This is a genomic window from Pseudomonas sp. B40(2017), assembly GCF_002112855.1.
In the GTDB taxonomy this organism is placed as follows: domain Bacteria; phylum Pseudomonadota; class Gammaproteobacteria; order Pseudomonadales; family Pseudomonadaceae; genus Aquipseudomonas; species Aquipseudomonas pharyngis.
Map to the genome: position 1 here is coordinate 87,488 of NZ_NEIT01000008.1, position 17,592 is coordinate 105,079.

Here is a 17,592-nt window from a genome sequence, read left to right on the forward strand (position 1 = left end):
AAGATGAGCGATAACACTGCTGCACCGGCCGCCGTAACACCTGCCGGCAAACCTTCCCGGCGCTGGCCGTTACTGGCGGTCGGGCTGTGCCTTGTCGCCGGCGTGGCGGGCGGGCTCGGCTGGCTGATGCACAAGCCGAAGGCGCCGCCGGCGGAACTGGCCAGCGACAAGCTCGGCCTGAGCCGCCCGGACGCGCTGCTGGAAACCCGCTCCCTGAGCCAGTTGCCCAAGGACCTGCTGACGGTGCCGTTCCTCAAGGCCACGCTCACCGAGGATTTCGTCTTCTATTACGAAACCCACGCCGACCGTCTCGGGTTGATCGGCAGTCTGCGGCGGATCATTTACGAGCATGACCTGAAGTTGCAGGACAGCCTGATCGAGCAGCTCTTCGATCAACCGGCAGACGTAGCGTTGTGGCGCGGCGCCGATGGTCGCTTGAAGGATTTCCTGCTGGTGATGGATCGCGGCGGTCTGGCCAAGGTGCTGGAGCCGCTGGCGAAAGTCGCCCTGGATGATTCGCAACTGAGCGTGCTCAGCACCCTGAAAGTCGGTGGCGATGAAGTGCCGCTGTATCAGCTGACCTACAACGCCGGCAAATCCCTGTTGTTCGCCTCCCATGGCGACAAACTGGTGGTGCTGTCCAACCCCACCAAATTCTACGACCCGGAAAGTGGTGCTTCCGAGGAGTCCGGCCACGTCTCGCCGCAAGCCCTCGCGGCGCTGCTCAACGGCGAAAAACTGTTCCCCGAAGCGTTCGGGCTCGCGGCCAAAACGCCTGAAACCAAACAGCGTCTGTCGGTCAATTCCAGCGTCCTGGCCATGGGTTACCAGCGCTTCATCCCGAACTTTGCCGGCCTGCGTTTCGACATGGACGACAAGGGCTGGCACAGCTATCTCGCCATGGACGAACTGGAGAACCAGCCGGACTTCGATTTCAAACCGGTCTGGCAAGCCATGCCGCTGGGCGCCAGTGCCTGTGTGACCCTGCCGGTCGCTGCCGAACCGCAGAAACCGTTGCTGGTGAAGCTCGGCGCCGAAGAAGCGGTGGCGCAGAAACTCACCGAGCACGTGGCCGGCGCGGCGGGCCTGTGCTGGTACGCCGATTCGCGGCTGTACACGCCATTGCTGGTGGCCAGCCTGAACGACGAAGACAACGGCAAACTCGACGCGGATATCGGCACGCTGTTCGATTCGATGGTCGGTGCCTACGAAGGCAAGGTCGACGAGCACGCGTTCCCGGTGGTCGAGAAACAGGAAGGCCAGAGCCACCTCTGGCAGCGTCAGGTCAGCTCCAACTTCGGCCCGTATGCGGCAAAGGATGCCGAGAATCCGGACGCGATCACCGGCCGTGCGTTCATGAAAGTCAGCCTGGCGCGCCACGGTTCGACGCTGCTGTTTTCCCTCGACGACAAACTGGTCGACAAGGCCCTCGGCACCCTCGACAAACGCTTCCCGCCGATGGCCGACGTACTGCCGAAAGACGTGCTGATGCCGATCTACTTCGGCCCGGATTCGATGGCGCAACTGATCCAGCAGGAAACCCTCGACAGCCTGCCGCAGGACATGGAGCCGGTGTTCTACAACGCCGCGCAAACCTACCTGATCCCGAAACTGCGCACCCTCGGCGGCATGGGCAAATACGCCCTGACTTTGCCGGAAGGAAGCGAGCCTGACGGGCACTGGCAATGGCTGCCGCTGGAGTGGAAAGCGCTGTGACCGGACTGATTCGCAGCCTCGGCTTGCTGGCGCTTTTGCTCAGCGCGGGCGCCCGAGCCGTTGAGGCCCCGGCCCTCGATCCGCAGCAATCCCAGGTCTTTCGCGCCTGGTTCGTGCGCATCGCCCAGGAACAATTGAGCAAAGGCCCGAGCCCGCGCTGGTATCAGCAGGATTGCGCCGGCCTGGTGCGTTTCGCCGCCAACGAAGCGCTGAAAGTCCACGACGACAAATGGCTGCGCAGCAATGGCGTGTCCAATCGCTATCTGCCGCCGGAGATGGACCTGAGCGCCGACCAGCGCAAGCTCGCCCAGCAATGGCAGCAGGGCGGCGGCAAGGTCGGGCCCTACGTCAACGCGATCAAACTGATTCAGTTCAACAGCCATCTGATTGGCCGCGACGTGTCCCAGGCACGGCCCGGCGATCTGATGTTTTTCGATCAGGGCGATGACCAGCACCTGATGATCTGGATGGGCCGCTACATCGCCTATCACACCGGTACGACCACCCCAACCGACAACGGCATGCGTTCGGCAAGCCTGCAGCAACTCATGACATGGAAGGACACCCGATGGATACCCGACGCAGCCAACCCCAACTTCATCGGCGTCTATCGACTGAATTTTCTCTCCCAATGACCGGTGCCCGCATGCTGCGTTTACTGCCTTTTCTGTTGCTGTTGACCCTGCCGTTCTCGGCCGTGAATGCCGAAGACACCGTGGAGCCAAGCGGCTATACGCCGGTGTCCGGTGAGAGCTTTTTCCTGCTGGCCGACAGCAGTTTCGCCGCCGACGAACAGGCGGTGGTACGCCTCGAAGCTCCGGGCCGCGACTACCGTCGTTTCCGCATGGAGCCGTACGGCGGCGCCGACATCCGCGTGTACAAGATCGACAAACCGCTGGACTTCCTCAAGCGCCAGAAGAACCTGCACCGCGTGGTCAGTGACGGCCAGTTCAAGGGCGAAGGGCTGTCGAACACCCTGGCGTACCTGTGGGACAACTGGTACCGCAAATCCCGTCGGGTGATGCAGCGTGCGTTCTCTTACGAGTCGCGCCAGCAAGTCACCGAGGAAGTGCCGGAGCTGAAGATGGGCAATGCCATCGCCGCGCCGACGCCGTACGACGCGCAACCGCAGTTCGCGCTGATTCCGGGTCTGCCGGTGGTCAGCCAGTTCCGCTATCCGCTGTGGCAGGCCAAGCCGATCCAGCCGCCGACCGGCGTCAATCTGGCCGGGTCTTCCAGCGAGTTCGTCAGCGTCGCGCCGGGTAACGTCTACATCCCGTTGGGCAATCTGAAACCGGGTCTTTATCTGGTCGAAGCGCTGATCGGCAAGTACCGCGCGACCACCATGGTTTTCGTTTCCAACACCGTGGCGGTGAGCAAGATTGCCGGTGATGAATTGCTGGTGTGGGCCGCGCGCAAACACGAAGGCAGCTCGGTGCCGAAGGTCAACGTGCTGTGGACCGACGGCCTCGGCGTGATGAGCAGCGGCGCCACCGACACCGATGGTCTGCTGCGCCTGAAACACGTCAGCCCCGAGCGTTCGTTCGTGATCGGCGAGGACGAAGAGGGCGGCGTATTCGTCTCGGAAAACTTCTATTACGACAGCGAAATCTACGACACCAAACTCTACGCTTTCACCGACCGGCCGCTGTATCGCCCGGGCGATTGGGTGTCGCTGAAAATCGTCGGCCGCGAATTCAAGAACGCGCGGGATTCGGTATTGCCGGGTGCGGCGGACGTCAATGTCAGCGTGCTCGATGCCACCGGCACCGAGCTGCAGCGGCTCGATCTGAAACTCGATTCCAAGGCCGGTACTCAGGGCCGTTTCCAGTTGCCGGACAACGCGGTGGCCGGTGGTTACGAGCTGCGTTTCAACTACAAGGATCAGGCCTACAGCAGCGCGTTCCGTGTGGCCGAGTACATCAAGCCGCACTTTGAAATTTCGCTGAATCTGGCCAAGCAGGATTACCGCACCGGCGAACCGGTGAAGGGCAGCCTGGTGCTGCTGTACCCGGACGGCAAACCGGTGGCCAACGCCAAACTGACCTTGAGCCTGCGCGCCCAGCAACTGTCGATGGTCGACAACGAGCTGCAATACCTCGGGCAATTCCCGGTAGAACTGACCAGCACCGAACTGACCACCGACAGCAAGGGCAACGCGACCCTCGACCTGCCAGCCGCCGACAAACCGAGCCGCTACATGCTCACCGTGTTTGCCAGCGATGGCGCGGCGTATCGGGTCAAGACCACCAAGGAAATCCTCATCGACCGTGGCGCCGCCAGCTTCCGCCTGACCGCGCCGCAGCGCTTCAGTGCAGTCGGTGGCAAGGTCGCGTTCAGCTTCGCCAACGAGGGCGGCAGCCAACAGGCGCAGGCCGTTGTGCCGAGCAGCTACAGCTGGGTTCGCCTCGAAGACCAGACCACCGGCGAAGGCAAACTGGCGGCGAAAGACAAAGGCTTTAGCGTGGCCTTCGATCGTCCGGGCACCTACAACCTGTCGCTGAAAGATCAGCACGGCCGAGTGCTTGGCGCGACTGGTCACTCGGTCACCGGCGACGGCGTCAAGGCCGTGCCGGGCACCGTGGAAATCGTCCTCGACAAACCCGAGTACAAGGCCGGCGACGAAGCGCTGGCGCTGATCACGTTCCCGGAGCCAGTCAGCGATGCACTGCTGTCGCTGGAGCGTGACAAGGTCGAAGCCACCGCGCTGCTGGCCAAGGGTGGCGACTGGCTGAAACTGGAAAAACTCAGCGACACCCAATACCGCGCACGCATTCCGGTGAAGGACAACTTCGCGCCGAACCTGACGTTCTCCGTGCTGTACACCAAAGGCGGTCAGTACAGCTTCCAGAACGCCGGGATCAAGGTTGTTGCGCCGCAGATCGACGTGGCAATCAAAACCGACAAAGAGACCTATCAGCCGGGCGATACCGTGACCGTCGACCTGACCACGCAGTTCGCCGGCAAGGCAGTGCCAGCGCACCTGACGGTCAGCGTGGTTGATGAAATGGTCTACGCGCTGCAACCGGAAGTCGCGCCGACCATCGACCAGTTCTTCTACCACCCGCGCCGCAACAACGTGCGCACCAGCGCCAGCCTGTCGTTCATCAGCTACGACGTGGCGTTGCCGGGCAGCCCTGGCGCACCGGGCAAGGCCAACCGCAGCGAGCGTGGGGTGAAAGTGCTGGAGCGGCCGCGTCGCGAAGACGTCGATACCGCTGCGTGGCAGCCGGAATTGCTGACCGACGCCGACGGCAAGACCCGCTTCACCTTCAAGATGCCGGACTCGCTGACCCGCTGGCGCATCACCGCGCGGGCGATCGCCGACGACGGTCAGGTCGGGCAGAAGAAGCAATTCGTCCGCTCGGAAAAACCGCTGTACCTGAAGTGGAGCGGGCCGAGCAAATTCCGCAAGGGCGATCAGCCGCAACTCGGCGTGTTCGCCTTCAGCCAGGCCGAGAAACCGGTCAAGGCTGAGCTGGTGACGCATTACGCCGGTACCGAACAGCGCCTGCCGGTGACCCTCAACAACGGCATCAACTACCTGCCGCTGCCGGCCTTCGCATTGGCCTCCGGCGAATGGACCGCCGAACTGGTGCAGGACGGCAAGACCGCCGACGCCCTCGCGGTGCGCCTGACCGCCACCGGCGAAGGCTGGCAAGTAACGCAGACCCAGAGCCTCGACGTGGCCATCGGCGACACACCGTTGAGCCTGCCGGCGGACGCCACCGACATTCGCCTGCGTCTGGATGACAGCCCGCAAGCGCTGTTCCGTTCGGCCCTCGATGACCTGCTCAGCTATCCGTACGGCGGCGTCGAGCAGACCGCCAGCCGTTTGCTGCCGCTGAGCATCGCCTATCCGTCGCTGGCGTCGAGCCCGCAGATCCGCGATCGCTTGCGCCTGATCATGCAGAACAGCCGTCTGCGCCTGGTGCAGATGGCCGGGCCGTCGGCGAGCTTCACCTGGTGGGGCTTTGACGGCGAACCGGATGCGTTCCTCACCGCTTACGCCTATTACGCCGACTGGAACGCCAGCCAGGTGCTCGATCTAACCTTGCCGCCGGAGCATTGGCAGCGGGTGCTGGAGGTCTACGCAAAGCAGGCGCCGAACACGCCGTTGCTGCAACGGGCGCTGATTCTGTCCTTCGCCAAGCAGATGCATCTGCCGGTCAACACACTGCTCAGCGGTTTGCTGGACGATCTGGCCCAGGCCGGGGAAGGCAATGCCGAAACCCTGATGGACGATGGCGAAGACAGTCTGGTGATGGGCGATCCGGATTCGGCGCTCGGTCTGGCGGCGGCGCGGGTCTTGACCGCATCGTTGGCAACCCAGTCGAAAGTTGCTTTGCCGGACGCGTTCAATCGTCAGCTGGGTGCTGCGCAACAGCGCTTGTCGGTCAGTTCGCAGCCGTTTGCCGAAGCGCTGAACCTGTCGCTGCAACCGTTCGATCAGGCTCGCGCGACAGCGTTGTTGCAACGCCTGTTGCCACAGCAGTCGACCCTTGAACGTGCGCTGGCGCTGACCTGGCTGCAACGCAGCATCGCCCAGGCTTCGCCGACCATCGCGCTGGCACCGGGCGAAGGCTGGAAGAAAAACTACGGCGCGACCGGCGAGATGTACTGGACGTGGCAGGGTGTTGCGCCGGTGCCGAGCGTGTTGTCGGTATCGGGCACTCAGGAGCGTCCGTTGCGTGCCGCGCTGAGTTACCAGACCCAGCAACCGGCGGTCGATCCGATGGCGGTGACCATCACTCGTCGCCTGTCGCGTCTGGTGCCGGGTGATGAAGCGTTCACCTTCAAACTGGAGCCGGTCGGCACTAAACCGCTGTCCAGCGACAGCCTGTATCTGGACGAGGTGATCCTCACCAGCAAAGCACCAAAACCGTTGCGCTACGGCATGCTCGAAGTGCCGTTGCCGCCGGGCGCGGATGTCGAGCGCGCCACGTGGGGCATCAAGTTGCAGGGCAAGGACGGCACCGAGCCGACCGCGCTGGAGAAGGCGCGTTTCGAGCCGGGCCAACTGGCCTACGCGGTGCCGGTGGATGCGCTGAGCGGTGAATTGCGCCTGCGGCATCTGGTGCGCTTCTCGCAGAAGGGTCAGTTCAACCTGCCGCCGGTGCGCTTCACTCAGGTCTACGCGCCGCAGCATCAAGCCCGCGAAGCGAAAGCGGCCCTCGGTCAGGTCACGGTCAACTGACATGATCCGGCCGCTGGTCTGGCTGCTGATGTGTGTGATTCCTGCGCTGGCGACGGCGCAGGATGAGCCGTTGCGCGTGGCCTACAAGGGTGAGTTGCTGTCGCTGAACACCACACAACTGACTGCTCGCGAGCCGTTGCCTTCTTCGCTGGAGACACCGCTGGGCAGTCTGTGGAAGGTGTTCGTTTATGCGTGGCTGGTGGATACCGGTGCGCGGGAACCGGCTTATGAATGTCGTGGGCAGTCGAAGGAAGAGGTTTATTGCTGCACGGCGGGCGGGAAGATCGAGCGTGATCAGGCGCTGGTGAAATCCTGCGGGCTGTATTTCGAGCCGGCGCGGTTGGGCATAACCGCTGGTGATTGGAGAACCTATTGGCAAGCCCGACAGGCGCCGTCGTGGTTGTTGGATTTGCCATCGGTGCAACCGGCTACTCGGGTTTCCGTGGCGGACTTGCTGAAGGTTCTGGTTTTGCTGCCGGCTCAGGATCAGATGCGTCGGGTGCTGCTCGACGTGGTGCTGAATGCGGCGGACGGCAATGTCGCCGGTGAACTCGGCGGGCGCTTGCGGGTGAAAACCTGGAGCTGGCTCGGCAATCAGGACCCGCAATCACGTCAGGGTGGATTCGCTGGGTGGACGGCGGATGGCTCGCCGATCTGGGCCGGTGGCCGGGGCACCAGTCAGATGGTTTTGCGGCATTATGGTTCGGCGTTAGCGACGGTGTTGCCCGCATCATGGCCGGCGGAAGCGGGGCGTTGTGTTGAGGTCGGGCTGTTCTCGCGTTATCCGGTTTCGCGGGTTCTGGCCGGTGATCGAGTGGTGAGCTCCGGCCCGTTGCAGGGCGATTACCGCGTCGAATTCGCCAATGGTAATGCGCTGGATATCCACAGCGACGGCGAGCTGTTTCTGCTCAACGACAAGCTTGTGGCTCGGCTGGATCGCGAAGAGTACGTCGCCCGTGTGCTGGAGCGTGAAGCCAAACCGGAACCGCACGAAGCGGCCAAAGCATTGGCCGTGGCAATCCGCACGTATCTGCTGCAGAACGCCACGCGTAACGGCGAATGTTTGAGCATCGACGACAGCAGTACACGCCAACGCGTCGCCCCGCGTCCTGCTTCCGCCGAATCCCGCAACATCGCCGCATGGACGGCGGATCTGGTGTTGGCCGGCAGCACCGTCACCTATCACTCCGATCAACCCGGCTCGGACAAACTCGCCTGGCAGCAAGCCGTCGAGCAAGCCAATGCCGGCCAGCGTTACGACGCTATTTTGCTGCACGCCTATCCGCGCGCGAGCCTCAGTCGCTGGGACAACCCGGTGGCGTCCTGCGAAGCGCTGCCCGCCGCGCAAGACTGGCTGCAAAAACAACGTCGCGGCTGGCGTCCGACGCTTGAAAGCGAAACCGGTTACAACGAAGTCAGCACTTTCGCCGTCTGCAAACTCGCCTTCGGCCGCCCCTTCGTCGACCGCGAACGCCAGCGCATCTACGTGCGCGGCGTGCTGTCCTTGCAGGACCGCCTGGACCTGACTCACGAATACCTGCACCTGGCCTTTGAAGCTCACCCCAATGGCCAGGATGAAACCTATATCGAAGGGCTCGCCCGTCACCTTTTGCTGGAATAGACCATGACACTCCGTTATCCACAGGTCTTGCTGTTGCTCTGTGTATTTGCCGCGGTTTCGCCGGTGATCGCTGCTGACGGCGTCAAACTCGACACCCCCGTCGGCGGTTGGCGCAGCGGCGCGCCCGAAGGCGAGGGCGAGAGCTTCCGCCAGACCGTCAACTATCCTGCCTCCTCGGTGAACACACCGCTCGGCCAGGCCAACACCGCGCGCATCAGCGGTGAAATCAAAGCCACACCGAAAAACAAAGAGCCCGGCCGACTGATCGTCAACGGCGTCAGCATGCCGCTGAAAATCGACGACAGCGGCCGCTTCGACCGCCCGTTCTCGTTTCCCAACGGCAGCAACAGCGTCGAAGTCCGCAGCCCGGACGGCCAGCAACGGCATCGCACGCAGTTTCTCAACACCAGCGGTGGCGCTACTCCGGCCAAACTGCGGGTGTTGCTGGCGTGGGACAGTGACGGCACCGACCTCGACCTGCACCTCATCACACCTGACGGCGCACACATCTGGTACGGCGACCGCGTCGCCCTCAACGGTGCGGCTTTGGACGTTGACGTAACCACCGGCTATGGCCCGGAAATCTTCGCCATGCCGGCGCCGATCAAGGGGCAGTATCTGGTGTATGTGAATTATTTTGGTGGTGGGTATCGCGGGGATGACGAAGGTGGGGAAGAGGCGGTGCAGCCGTTGACGACCGCACAGGTGACGGTGATTACGGAAGAGGGGACGCCTAGCGAGAAGATGGAGACTTTCATCGTGCCGATGCGGGCGGTGGGGGAGTTGACGTTGGTGAAGTCGTTTAGTTATCCCTGAGCAGGAGCCTGCTCAGGGTTGCATTAGAAGCCGGGTGGAATGTAGCCGGGCACGAACGGAACGTTGATGCACTTCCCGTGAATGATCTTCCCGTCTTCAATCCTGAACAGCACGATCTTCTTGGCCTTATTGACGGTGGCCTCCAGTTTGCAATCCGAACTGTGACCGACCGTCTCGTAGTACTCGGTGTAAACCATGCCGTTGCCGGTATGGTTCATTGAAGTCCCGGCCGCTTCTGTAGTGGTCCAGCTGGAGGATTTGAACCAAGTGAGAACCGCCAGATTCTCACCGTTGGCACCGGTCTGTTTTTTCATCGAGTCGGGTTTGCCGAACAGGTCGAGTGCTTCCTGGACATCGCGTCCTTCCCAGCGAGACTGAGCAATCAGGTGGCAGCCATGCAGCAGCAATAGTGTGGGTGTCAGCAGCACCGCCAGTAACGTTTTAGTCCATTGATTCATCATGCGTTCCGCCGCTTACTTGTTACCGAGGATCGAATCCAGGTTGTCCATCATCTGCCCCTTCTCCTGAATCGGTGCCAGCTTGAAGAACATCTGTTGCATGCCCTGAATCATCTGCAAGGGCTCCATCTTGCCCAGCGCGATCATGTCCTTTTTAGCGGGGGAGCAAACAAACTCGGCGGCGCGTTGTACCCAGAACTCCTTCGGCTGCTGCCATTGGTTGTTAACTTTCAGGTGCCGCATCATGTAGGCAATGCGATCTATGGATTGCCCATTAAGAAAGCGGACCTTGTTCGTGGAGCACTGCACTTCGAGGTTGTAGGCATCGATCATCGGTTTGCCGGGTTCTTCATACACCAGCGTCACGGCCACCAATTTCGCACCCTTGGTATGGTTCGACGGCACGACTGAAGTGCTGTCGGCCACATACATGATGTTCTTGTTGGGAATGCCGTTGCCGTAAATGATCCACCAGTCACCGACGGGGTTCGGTTCTTCTGCCTGCGCGCAAGTAGTGGCGGTCAGAAGTGCGGTTGCTAGAACAAGGGATTGATTGAGTTTGAAAAACGACGACATGGTGTTGCTCCATTCCTTGGTGCTTTTGCAATGCACAAAAACAGAATGGAAATTTAGTGGCGAGGTTGGGTGAGGGGCAATTAGGGCGGATGTGCTAATGGCTTATTGCGATGGTTGAATAATCAAATGAAAGTGTTGGGAGGGGAAAGAGTAAACCGCTTTGTCATGGTCGCCATCAATCCGGGAAAACACCGCAAAGCGCGTTGCCTTGGTAACCGTGGACGATCGGTCCCAACATCATGAATGGGCCACAAGCGTATAGCGAAGATGGCACTTTTTGCTGTGTGTTGAGCAGAACGGCTTCGTTTCCGAACTCGTCTTTGCCGAAGGATTGCTCAAAGTACGACGTGCAAACCGGCAGCTGCAACGGCACCGGAACCACCAACGCCCAGACAGTAACTCCGCACCATTCTCGGACGGGTGTCGATTTTGATGTTCTGGTGATCTGTGGGGGAAGCGAGCGGTAACTTTGTGTTTTGTATGCGTCGGTTTTGAGTGTGTTTTTTTCAGGGAAGGAAATGCCTACTCCCACGCAAGCTGGCAGGCTGAGGCATATGGTCGAAACCAGTCCGACGTATTTCAGGCGTGAGTTCAGGGCAGATGGGAGCAATCTAGAACGTCCTTGTAGTGCTTTAAGCATCGAAATTGCCAAGAGCTTTTTTGCTGAACAATTGTGCAAGTAGCGCCTGCACGATTTGCGTACTGATCAGCCATTGGCTGAGCGGCTCTCGAAAACCACTTTTCCAATAGGCATTAAAAAGCCGGCTTGTGGCCGGCTTCTCGGGGACTGGCTTGGTTTATTTTTGGTAAACCGCGCCAGCCTTCAAAACGTACATCCGGATCTTGCGTCCGGCTGTGGGACTTGGTCAGACAGTGGTCTGCCGCGTCAGGCGTCATCTGGGCCGCTTGGCGGGCCGATGCGCGAATGTGGGGCGCAGGATACTGAGTTTTGTTGGGGATTCCCAGTGCGAAGTGCGGGATAGAGCGTTCTATCCATGAAAAATCCCGTATTTGTACCGACTATCCGGGCCGGTTGCCCCTCACGACAGAAGCTGGATCAGAGAAACGGCACCACCGGTCGGCGCTTGCCCAGTGTCGACCACCAGAACACCCATCCCAACACATGAATCCGCTGCTCCTCAATCTGCGCCGCCCGGAAAATCTCGTCCGGGTATTCGGCGCTGTTGTGGCTGCGCAGGCGCAGGGCGTTGCCGGGCATGCGGTGCAGGTATTTGATGCGCAGCATGCCGTCGTGTTCGATGGCGTAGATTTCGCCGTCCACCACCTGGGTGAGGCCGCGGTCGATGGCGAGGGTTGAGCCGTCTTCGATTTTCTCGGCCATGCTGTTGCCGATCATGTGAGTGCAGATGGCATCGGTGTGACGAATTTCCAGGGCTTCGAGGTGGCTGCGGGGCAGACGGATGGTTTGGTCCGGGTCCTTGATGACGTGGGTCTTGTCGGAACCAGGGGCAGTCGGGGCTTCCTTGTAGAGCGGCAGTTCGATGTCGTTGGTTTCGAGCACCGTGTAGACGCCGCGAATGGCATGGGCATCGAGGATGTCGCCCGACTCCGTATGCAGGTGCGGGGCGTCTTTCGGGCCTTCGCCGGTCTTCAGCCATTGGCTGTTGACGGACAGCAGGCGCGCAACTTCTTCCATGCGGTACGCGGGTACGCCCCGGGTGTACCAGTTATGAACGTTTTGGGCTTCCGTGCCCCAGAACTTTGCGAATCCCGTGGTGGTGATGTTCGCAGCTTCCAGGAGTGCCTTGAATCTTGGACCGCTAGTGTTCTTTCTCATAAACACGAGTCTACGACCGGCCTAGAGCGGTTTGAATAAACCTTGCGTTCAAAATCAGGGCAAATTTTGCGACGGGATGTAAGACGCCCTTGTGGGAAATTACACACACTAAAACTTTTCTGTAGGCCGCTATAAACAATTCGTTTAAGCACTTATCAGGCAGGCACAAAAAACCCCGGATCAACCGGGGTTTTCTTCAAGCGTTCGCAGGTCGCGAGGCTTAGCCTTTGTAGGCAGCAACCGACTTGGTGATCGCGGCGCGGGCAGCTTCAGCGCCGTCCCAGCCTTCGATTTTCACCCATTTGCCTTTTTCGAGATCTTTGTAGTTCGCGAAGAAGTGCTCGATCTGCTGGATCAGCAGGGCTGGCAGGTCGGTGTATTCCTTCACGTCCACGTACAGCTGGGACAGCTTGTCGTGTGGAACGGCGATGACTTTGGCATCGCCGCCGCCGTCGTCGGTCATGTTCAGGATGCCGACCGGACGCGCGCGGATCACCGAACCTGGAGCAACCGGGTAAGGGGTTACGACCAGCACGTCCAGGGGATCACCGTCGTCAGCCAGGGTGTTCGGGATGTAACCGTAGTTGGCCGGGTAGAACATCGGGGTGGCCATGAAACGGTCAACGAACAGGCAATCGCTGTCTTTGTCGATTTCGTATTTGATCGGCGCGTGGTTGGCCGGGATCTCGATCGCGACGTAGATGTCGTTCGGCAGGTCTTTGCCAGCCGGAATCTTGCTGTAGCTCATTGGGCTTTGCCCCCGTTAGTTGACCAAAAACACTTGGCCGGATTGACCAAAAAGTGGCGGCGATTATAGGCATATTCTGCCGTGGACGCCATGTACCGGAAGTCGTGCAGACCTTTACTCGTGAGCCTGATAGACCGGGTCGCTGGCCTGAAGTTGCTTCAGGCGGGTCAACGGATCCTGGCGATAGAAAAGCCGCAGCTGCGCATACACCTGTGGGTAAGCCTCGTGCAACAAGTCCGGAGCGCTGAAGAAGTACTCACTGGTGACGGCGAAGAACTCAGCCGGGTTCTCGGCGGCATACGGGTCGATGGCGGTTTCGGCGTCAGGATGGCGGTCGAGCTGGCGATTGAGGTCGTCGTACGCTGCCTGCATCACTTCGGCCCAGTCTTTCACCCGCATGTCGGCATGCAGCGGGGGCAGGCCGTTGGCGTCACCGTTGAGCATGTCGAGCTTGTGCGCCAGTTCGTGGATCACCAGGTTGTAGCCTTCCCAGCCACCGCTGGCCATTACGCCGGGCCAGGCGAGGATGATCGGCCCTTGTTGCCAGGCCTCGCCGCTGTGTTCGCCGTCCCACTCATGCTCGACGCCGCTGGCATCGCGATGGCGCTGGGGGCTGAGGAAGTCGTCGGGGTAGAGGACGATTTCGTGGAAACCCTGATACCAGTTCAGATCGCCGAGATGCAAAAGCGGCAATTGCGCCTGGGCGGCGAGCAGCAGGCGTTGCTCCTGGTGCAGCTCGACTCCGGGCAGGGCGGTCAGGTGTTTGTCTTCGAGGAACAGCACGCTGGCTTCACGCAGCCACTGGTCTTCAGCGGGCGTGATGCCATCGAGAAAACTCAGGTGATGGCGCACCCGCTGCCACAGTTCGTCGGCAATCGGGTGCCTGGCCAGAATGCGCCGGCGGCGCCAGGCGCTCAGCGACCACATCGGCTTAGTGCGATTGGGCTTTGGTGCCGCCGAAACGGCTGCGAACCACGCCGATGATCATCGGAATCAGCGACAGCAGGATGATGCCGACCACCAGCAGCGACAGGTTCTTCTTGATGAACGGCACGTTGCCGAAGAAATAGCCCAGCGTCACCAGACCGCCAACCCACAGGACGGTGCCGAACACGCTGAAGCCGAAGAATCGCGGGTAAGGCATCTTGGCGACACCGGCGACGAACGGTGCAAAGGTGCGGATGATCGGCAGGAAGCGCGCCAGGGTCACGGTTTTTCCGCCGTGCTTGTCGTAGAAATCGTGGGTCTGTTGCAGATAGTCGCGGCGGAAGATTTTCGAGTTCGGATTGCTGAACAGCTTTTCACCCGCCGTTCGCCCGATCACGTAGTTGGTACTGTCGCCGAGAATCGCCGCGAGCATCAGCAAGCCCGCCAGCAATACCGGGTCCATACCGCCGCCCGCAGCCACTGCGCCGGCGATGAACAGCAGGGAATCACCCGGCAGGAATGGCATCACCACCAGACCGGTCTCGCAGAAGATCACCAGAAACAGGATGGCGTAGATCCATGGCCCGTAATTATTCACCAGCAGGTCGAGGTAAACATCGAGATGCAGGATAAGGTCGAGCGGGTTGAAATCCATGGAGGCACCTGTGGTGACGGTCTGACTCGGCAGACCTGTGCGGATGACTTCGTGTAAGCCTACAAGCGGGTGTAGTTTTTCTTACAAGCCGGAAAGATCGGGATTATACGGGCAGAGGGGTGAAAAGCGCGTTGGTTTTGTAGCGGGGGATGTCGGTGTGAATAAATGTCGGGTTGGCATTCATTTTGGGGAGGGAGTCTGCTCCCTCCCCGCAGGGCACCCCGCGATCAGAGTTCTTCGCTGATCGGCAGCACGTAGTTCTTGAACTCGGTGTCTTCCTTGAACCCGATGGATTCGTAGGTTTTCTGCGCCACTTCATTGTCGGCGCTGGTGGAGACGCGCATGCGCACGGCCTGGGTTTCCTTGGCCATTTTCTTCGCGGTGCGGATCAAGTTGTCGGCTACCAATTGGCGGCGGGCGTCCTCGGCGACATAGATGTCGTTGAGAATCCACACGCGCTTGAGCGACAGCGAGGAAAAGCTCGGGTAGAGCTGGCAGAAGCCCATGAGCTTTCTGTCGTCGTCATCGGCCAGGGCCAGGTAGATCACCGACTCCTTGCGTCGCAGGCGCTTTTCGAGAAAGGCCCGGGACGAGTCTGGATAGGGCAGGGAGCCGTAAAACTCGCGGTACTTAACGAACAACGGGGTCAGCAAATCCAGGTGTTCGAGGGTCGCTTGGATAATCCGCATGGTAGGTCTCGTCCTTCAAGTGGCTGTCTTCACGTGCTCTGACGGCGATGGGAAACCCGGGCGGCCGTGCATCGATCCTGCCTGAAACCGGCGCAGAAAGGCAATGCGGAAACGGTTCAGGCTGGGGGCGGATCGAGTAGGAAATTACTCTTCATGTCTGCACCGGCTTCCGATTCCAGCGTCTGAACCTGCGCCTCGTCCTTCAGATTGACGCCCGACAGCTGGCGCCGACAGGCTTCGCGCATCAGATACAGCAAGCGATGCGCCGCCATGCCATAGCTGAGCCCTTCCAGCCGCACATTGGAGATGCAATTGCGATAAGCATCCGTGAGGCCGACCTTGGGATTGTAGGTGAAATATAAACCCAGGCTGTCCGGCGAACTGAGGCCCGGACGCTCTCCAATCAGCATTACGACCATTTTCGCGCCCAGCAACTGGCCGATTTCATCGCCAATCGCCACTCGACCCTGTTCCACCAGCACTACCGGTGCAGTCGACCATTCGTCGGCGCTCATCTGCTCTTCCAGACGGGTGAGAAACGGCAGGGTATGCCGATGCACCGCCAGCGCCGACAGACCGTCCGCCACCACCATCACCAGATCCACACCGCCCGGATGCGCCTGGGCGTATTCGCGCAGGGTTTGCGCCGATTGATCGCTCAACTTGCGCCCCAGATCCGGGCGTTGCAGGTAGCTGTTGCGATCCACCGCCGCGCTGTGCAGCACAAGACTTTCACATTGGCGTTCAGTCAGCTGGGCGCTGAGCCCGGCGTGATCGAACGGCAGATGCACCGCGTCCCGTGCCTGTGCGTGGGCGTACTGGAAATCCAGCTGTGCGCGGGTCGGCAGGCTGGTGCCGGTGCGGCCGAGGGCAATGCGCGCCGGGGTCAGACGACGCAGCTCCAGCCACGGGTTTTGCGGATCGACGGGCGGTTTTTCCATCTGACTCATCCCAGTTGCGCCAAGGCCTGGCGGAAGGCCGGCGGCAGGTTGTTGCCGAAGCGGACCTTGCCGTCCGCCTGGGTGAAGATGCCCATGTTCGCCAGCCACTGCTCGAACTCCGGCGCCGGTTTCAGGCCCAGGGTCTGGCGCGCGTAGAGCGCGTCGTGGAACGAAGTGGTCTGGTAGTTGAGCATGATGTCGTCGGAGCCAGGGATGCCCATGATGAAGTTGATCCCGGCCACGCCCAGCAAGGTCAGCAGGGTGTCCATGTCATCCTGGTCGGCTTCGGCGTGGTTGGTGTAGCAGATGTCGCAGCCCATCGGCACGCCGAGCAACTTGCCGCAGAAGTGGTCTTCGAGGCCGGCGCGGATGATCTGTTTGCCGTTGTAGAGGTATTCCGGGCCGATGAATCCCACGACGGTGTTCACCAGAAACGGCTTGAAATGGCGCGCCACGGCGTAGGCCCGGGTCTCGCAGGTCTGTTGATCGACGCCGTGGTGGGCGTTGGCTGACAGTGCACTGCCCTGACCCGTTTCGAAATACATCAGGTTTTGCCCGAGTGTGCCGCGATTGAGGCTCAGGCCCGCTTCATAACCTTCCTGCAAAATGTTCAGGTTGATGCCGAAACTGGCGTTGGCCGCTTCGGTGCCGGCAATCGACTGGAACACCAGATCCAGCGGCACGCCACGGTTGATCGCTTCTATAGAGGTGGTGACGTGGGTCAGCACGCAGGCCTGGGTCGGAATGTCGTAGCGCTGGATGATCGCGTCGAGCATTTCCAGCATCGCGCAGATCGAGGCGATGCTGTCGGTGGCCGGGTTGATGCCGATCATCGCGTCGCCGTTGCCGTACAGCAGACCGTCGAGAATGCTCGCGGCGATGCCGGACGGTTCGTCGGTCGGGTGATTGGGTTGCAGCCTTGTGGATAACCGTCCACGCAGGCCGAGGGTGCCGCGAAATTTTGTGACCACGCGGATCTTCTGCGCCACCAGCACCAGATCCTGCACGCGCATGATCTTCGAAACGGCAGCGACCATTTCCGGCGTCAGGCCGGGGGCGAGGGCGCGCAGGCTGGTTTCATCGGCGGCGTCACTGAGCAGCCAGTCGCGAAAGCCGCCGACGGTGAGATGGCTGACCACGGCGAAAGCCTGTTTATCGTGGCTGTCGATGATCAGTCGGGTGACTTCATCGGTTTCGTAGGGAATCAGCGCTTCCTGCAGGAAATGCGTGAGCGGGATGTCGGCCAGTGCCATTTGCGCGGCTACCCGCTCGCCATCGTTGAGCGCGGCGACGCCGGCCAGGAAATCCCCGGAGCGTGCCGGGCTGGCCTTGGCCATCACGTCCTTGAGGCTGTCGAAGCGGTAGGTCTGGGCGCCGACGGTATGGGCAAATGCGGCCATTGGGCGCGTTCCTCCTGATTCTGTGGATAACTCGATCCCCTGTGGGAGCG

The 17,592-nt window shown here is 60.9% G+C and carries 14 protein-coding genes; 5 read left to right on the plus strand and 9 right to left on the minus strand.

The window, feature by feature from the left end; genetic code table 11:
• The first annotated feature begins 3 nt into the window (after nt 1–3).
• The 5 genes from CAF76_RS23140 to CAF76_RS23160 are packed head-to-tail and all read left to right on the plus strand — an operon-like array spanning nt 4 to nt 9,350.
• Complete coding sequence (locus CAF76_RS23140) at nt 4–1,716, plus strand: DUF2138 domain-containing protein (RefSeq protein ID WP_085648668.1); 1,713 nt, start codon at nt 4–6, stop codon at nt 1,714–1,716.
• Complete coding sequence (locus tag CAF76_RS23145) at nt 1,686–2,351, plus strand: DUF1175 domain-containing protein (protein WP_085648669.1); 666 nt, start codon at nt 1,686–1,688, stop codon at nt 2,349–2,351. Before CAF76_RS23140 ends, CAF76_RS23145 begins: the two co-directional genes overlap by 31 nt.
• Nucleotides 2,348–6,913: an alpha-2-macroglobulin gene (locus CAF76_RS23150; protein ID WP_085648670.1), complete on the plus strand. Its 4,566-nt coding sequence runs from the start codon at nt 2,348–2,350 to the stop codon at nt 6,911–6,913. Before CAF76_RS23145 ends, CAF76_RS23150 begins: the two co-directional genes overlap by 4 nt.
• Nucleotide 6,914: 1 nt before the next feature.
• Complete coding sequence (locus CAF76_RS23155) at nt 6,915–8,534, plus strand: DUF2300 domain-containing protein (RefSeq protein ID WP_085648671.1); 1,620 nt, start codon at nt 6,915–6,917, stop codon at nt 8,532–8,534.
• A gap of 3 nt (nt 8,535–8,537) precedes the next feature.
• Nucleotides 8,538–9,350, plus strand: a complete 813-nt coding sequence (locus CAF76_RS23160) for a YfaP family protein (protein WP_085648672.1) — start codon at nt 8,538–8,540, stop codon at nt 9,348–9,350.
• A gap of 23 nt (nt 9,351–9,373) precedes the next feature.
• Here CAF76_RS23160 and CAF76_RS23165 read toward each other — a convergent pair whose 3' ends face one another.
• The 9 genes from CAF76_RS23165 to CAF76_RS23210 form a co-directional block, all read right to left on the minus strand.
• Entirely contained in the window at nt 9,374–9,808 is a 435-nt protein-coding gene (locus CAF76_RS23165; RefSeq protein WP_039772002.1) for a hypothetical protein, read from the minus strand.
• A gap of 15 nt (nt 9,809–9,823) precedes the next feature.
• Nucleotides 9,824–10,384: a hypothetical protein gene (locus CAF76_RS23170; protein WP_064599708.1), complete on the minus strand. Its 561-nt coding sequence runs from the start codon at nt 10,382–10,384 to the stop codon at nt 9,824–9,826.
• Between the two features lie 1,057 nt (nt 10,385–11,441).
• Nucleotides 11,442–12,182: a helix-turn-helix transcriptional regulator gene (locus CAF76_RS23180; RefSeq protein WP_085648674.1), complete on the minus strand. Its 741-nt coding sequence runs from the start codon at nt 12,180–12,182 to the stop codon at nt 11,442–11,444.
• A gap of 220 nt (nt 12,183–12,402) precedes the next feature.
• Nucleotides 12,403–12,930 (minus strand): inorganic diphosphatase, encoded by a 528-nt coding sequence (gene ppa / locus CAF76_RS23185; protein ID WP_085648675.1) that lies wholly within the window; start codon nt 12,928–12,930, stop codon nt 12,403–12,405.
• A 114-nt stretch (nt 12,931–13,044) separates the two neighbouring features.
• Nucleotides 13,045–13,857, minus strand: coding sequence for a zinc-dependent peptidase (locus CAF76_RS23190; RefSeq protein ID WP_085612536.1), 813 nt, complete (start codon nt 13,855–13,857; stop codon nt 13,045–13,047).
• Nucleotides 13,858–13,861: 4 nt separating this feature from the next.
• Nucleotides 13,862–14,512 (minus strand): DedA family protein, encoded by a 651-nt coding sequence (locus tag CAF76_RS23195; RefSeq protein ID WP_011336118.1) that lies wholly within the window; start codon nt 14,510–14,512, stop codon nt 13,862–13,864.
• A gap of 227 nt (nt 14,513–14,739) precedes the next feature.
• On the minus strand, nt 14,740–15,201 hold the full coding sequence (locus CAF76_RS23200; RefSeq protein ID WP_039771887.1) for an N-acetyltransferase: 462 nt from the start codon (nt 15,199–15,201) through the stop codon (nt 14,740–14,742).
• Nucleotides 15,202–15,317: 116 nt separating this feature from the next.
• On the minus strand, nt 15,318–16,151 hold the full coding sequence (gene eutC, locus CAF76_RS23205; RefSeq protein ID WP_371857912.1) for an ethanolamine ammonia-lyase subunit EutC: 834 nt from the start codon (nt 16,149–16,151) through the stop codon (nt 15,318–15,320).
• Nucleotides 16,148–17,542: an ethanolamine ammonia-lyase subunit EutB gene (locus tag CAF76_RS23210; protein WP_085648677.1), complete on the minus strand. Its 1,395-nt coding sequence runs from the start codon at nt 17,540–17,542 to the stop codon at nt 16,148–16,150. The genes eutC and CAF76_RS23210 overlap by 4 nt, the downstream gene beginning before the upstream one ends.
• Nucleotides 17,543–17,592: the final 50 nt, after the last annotated feature.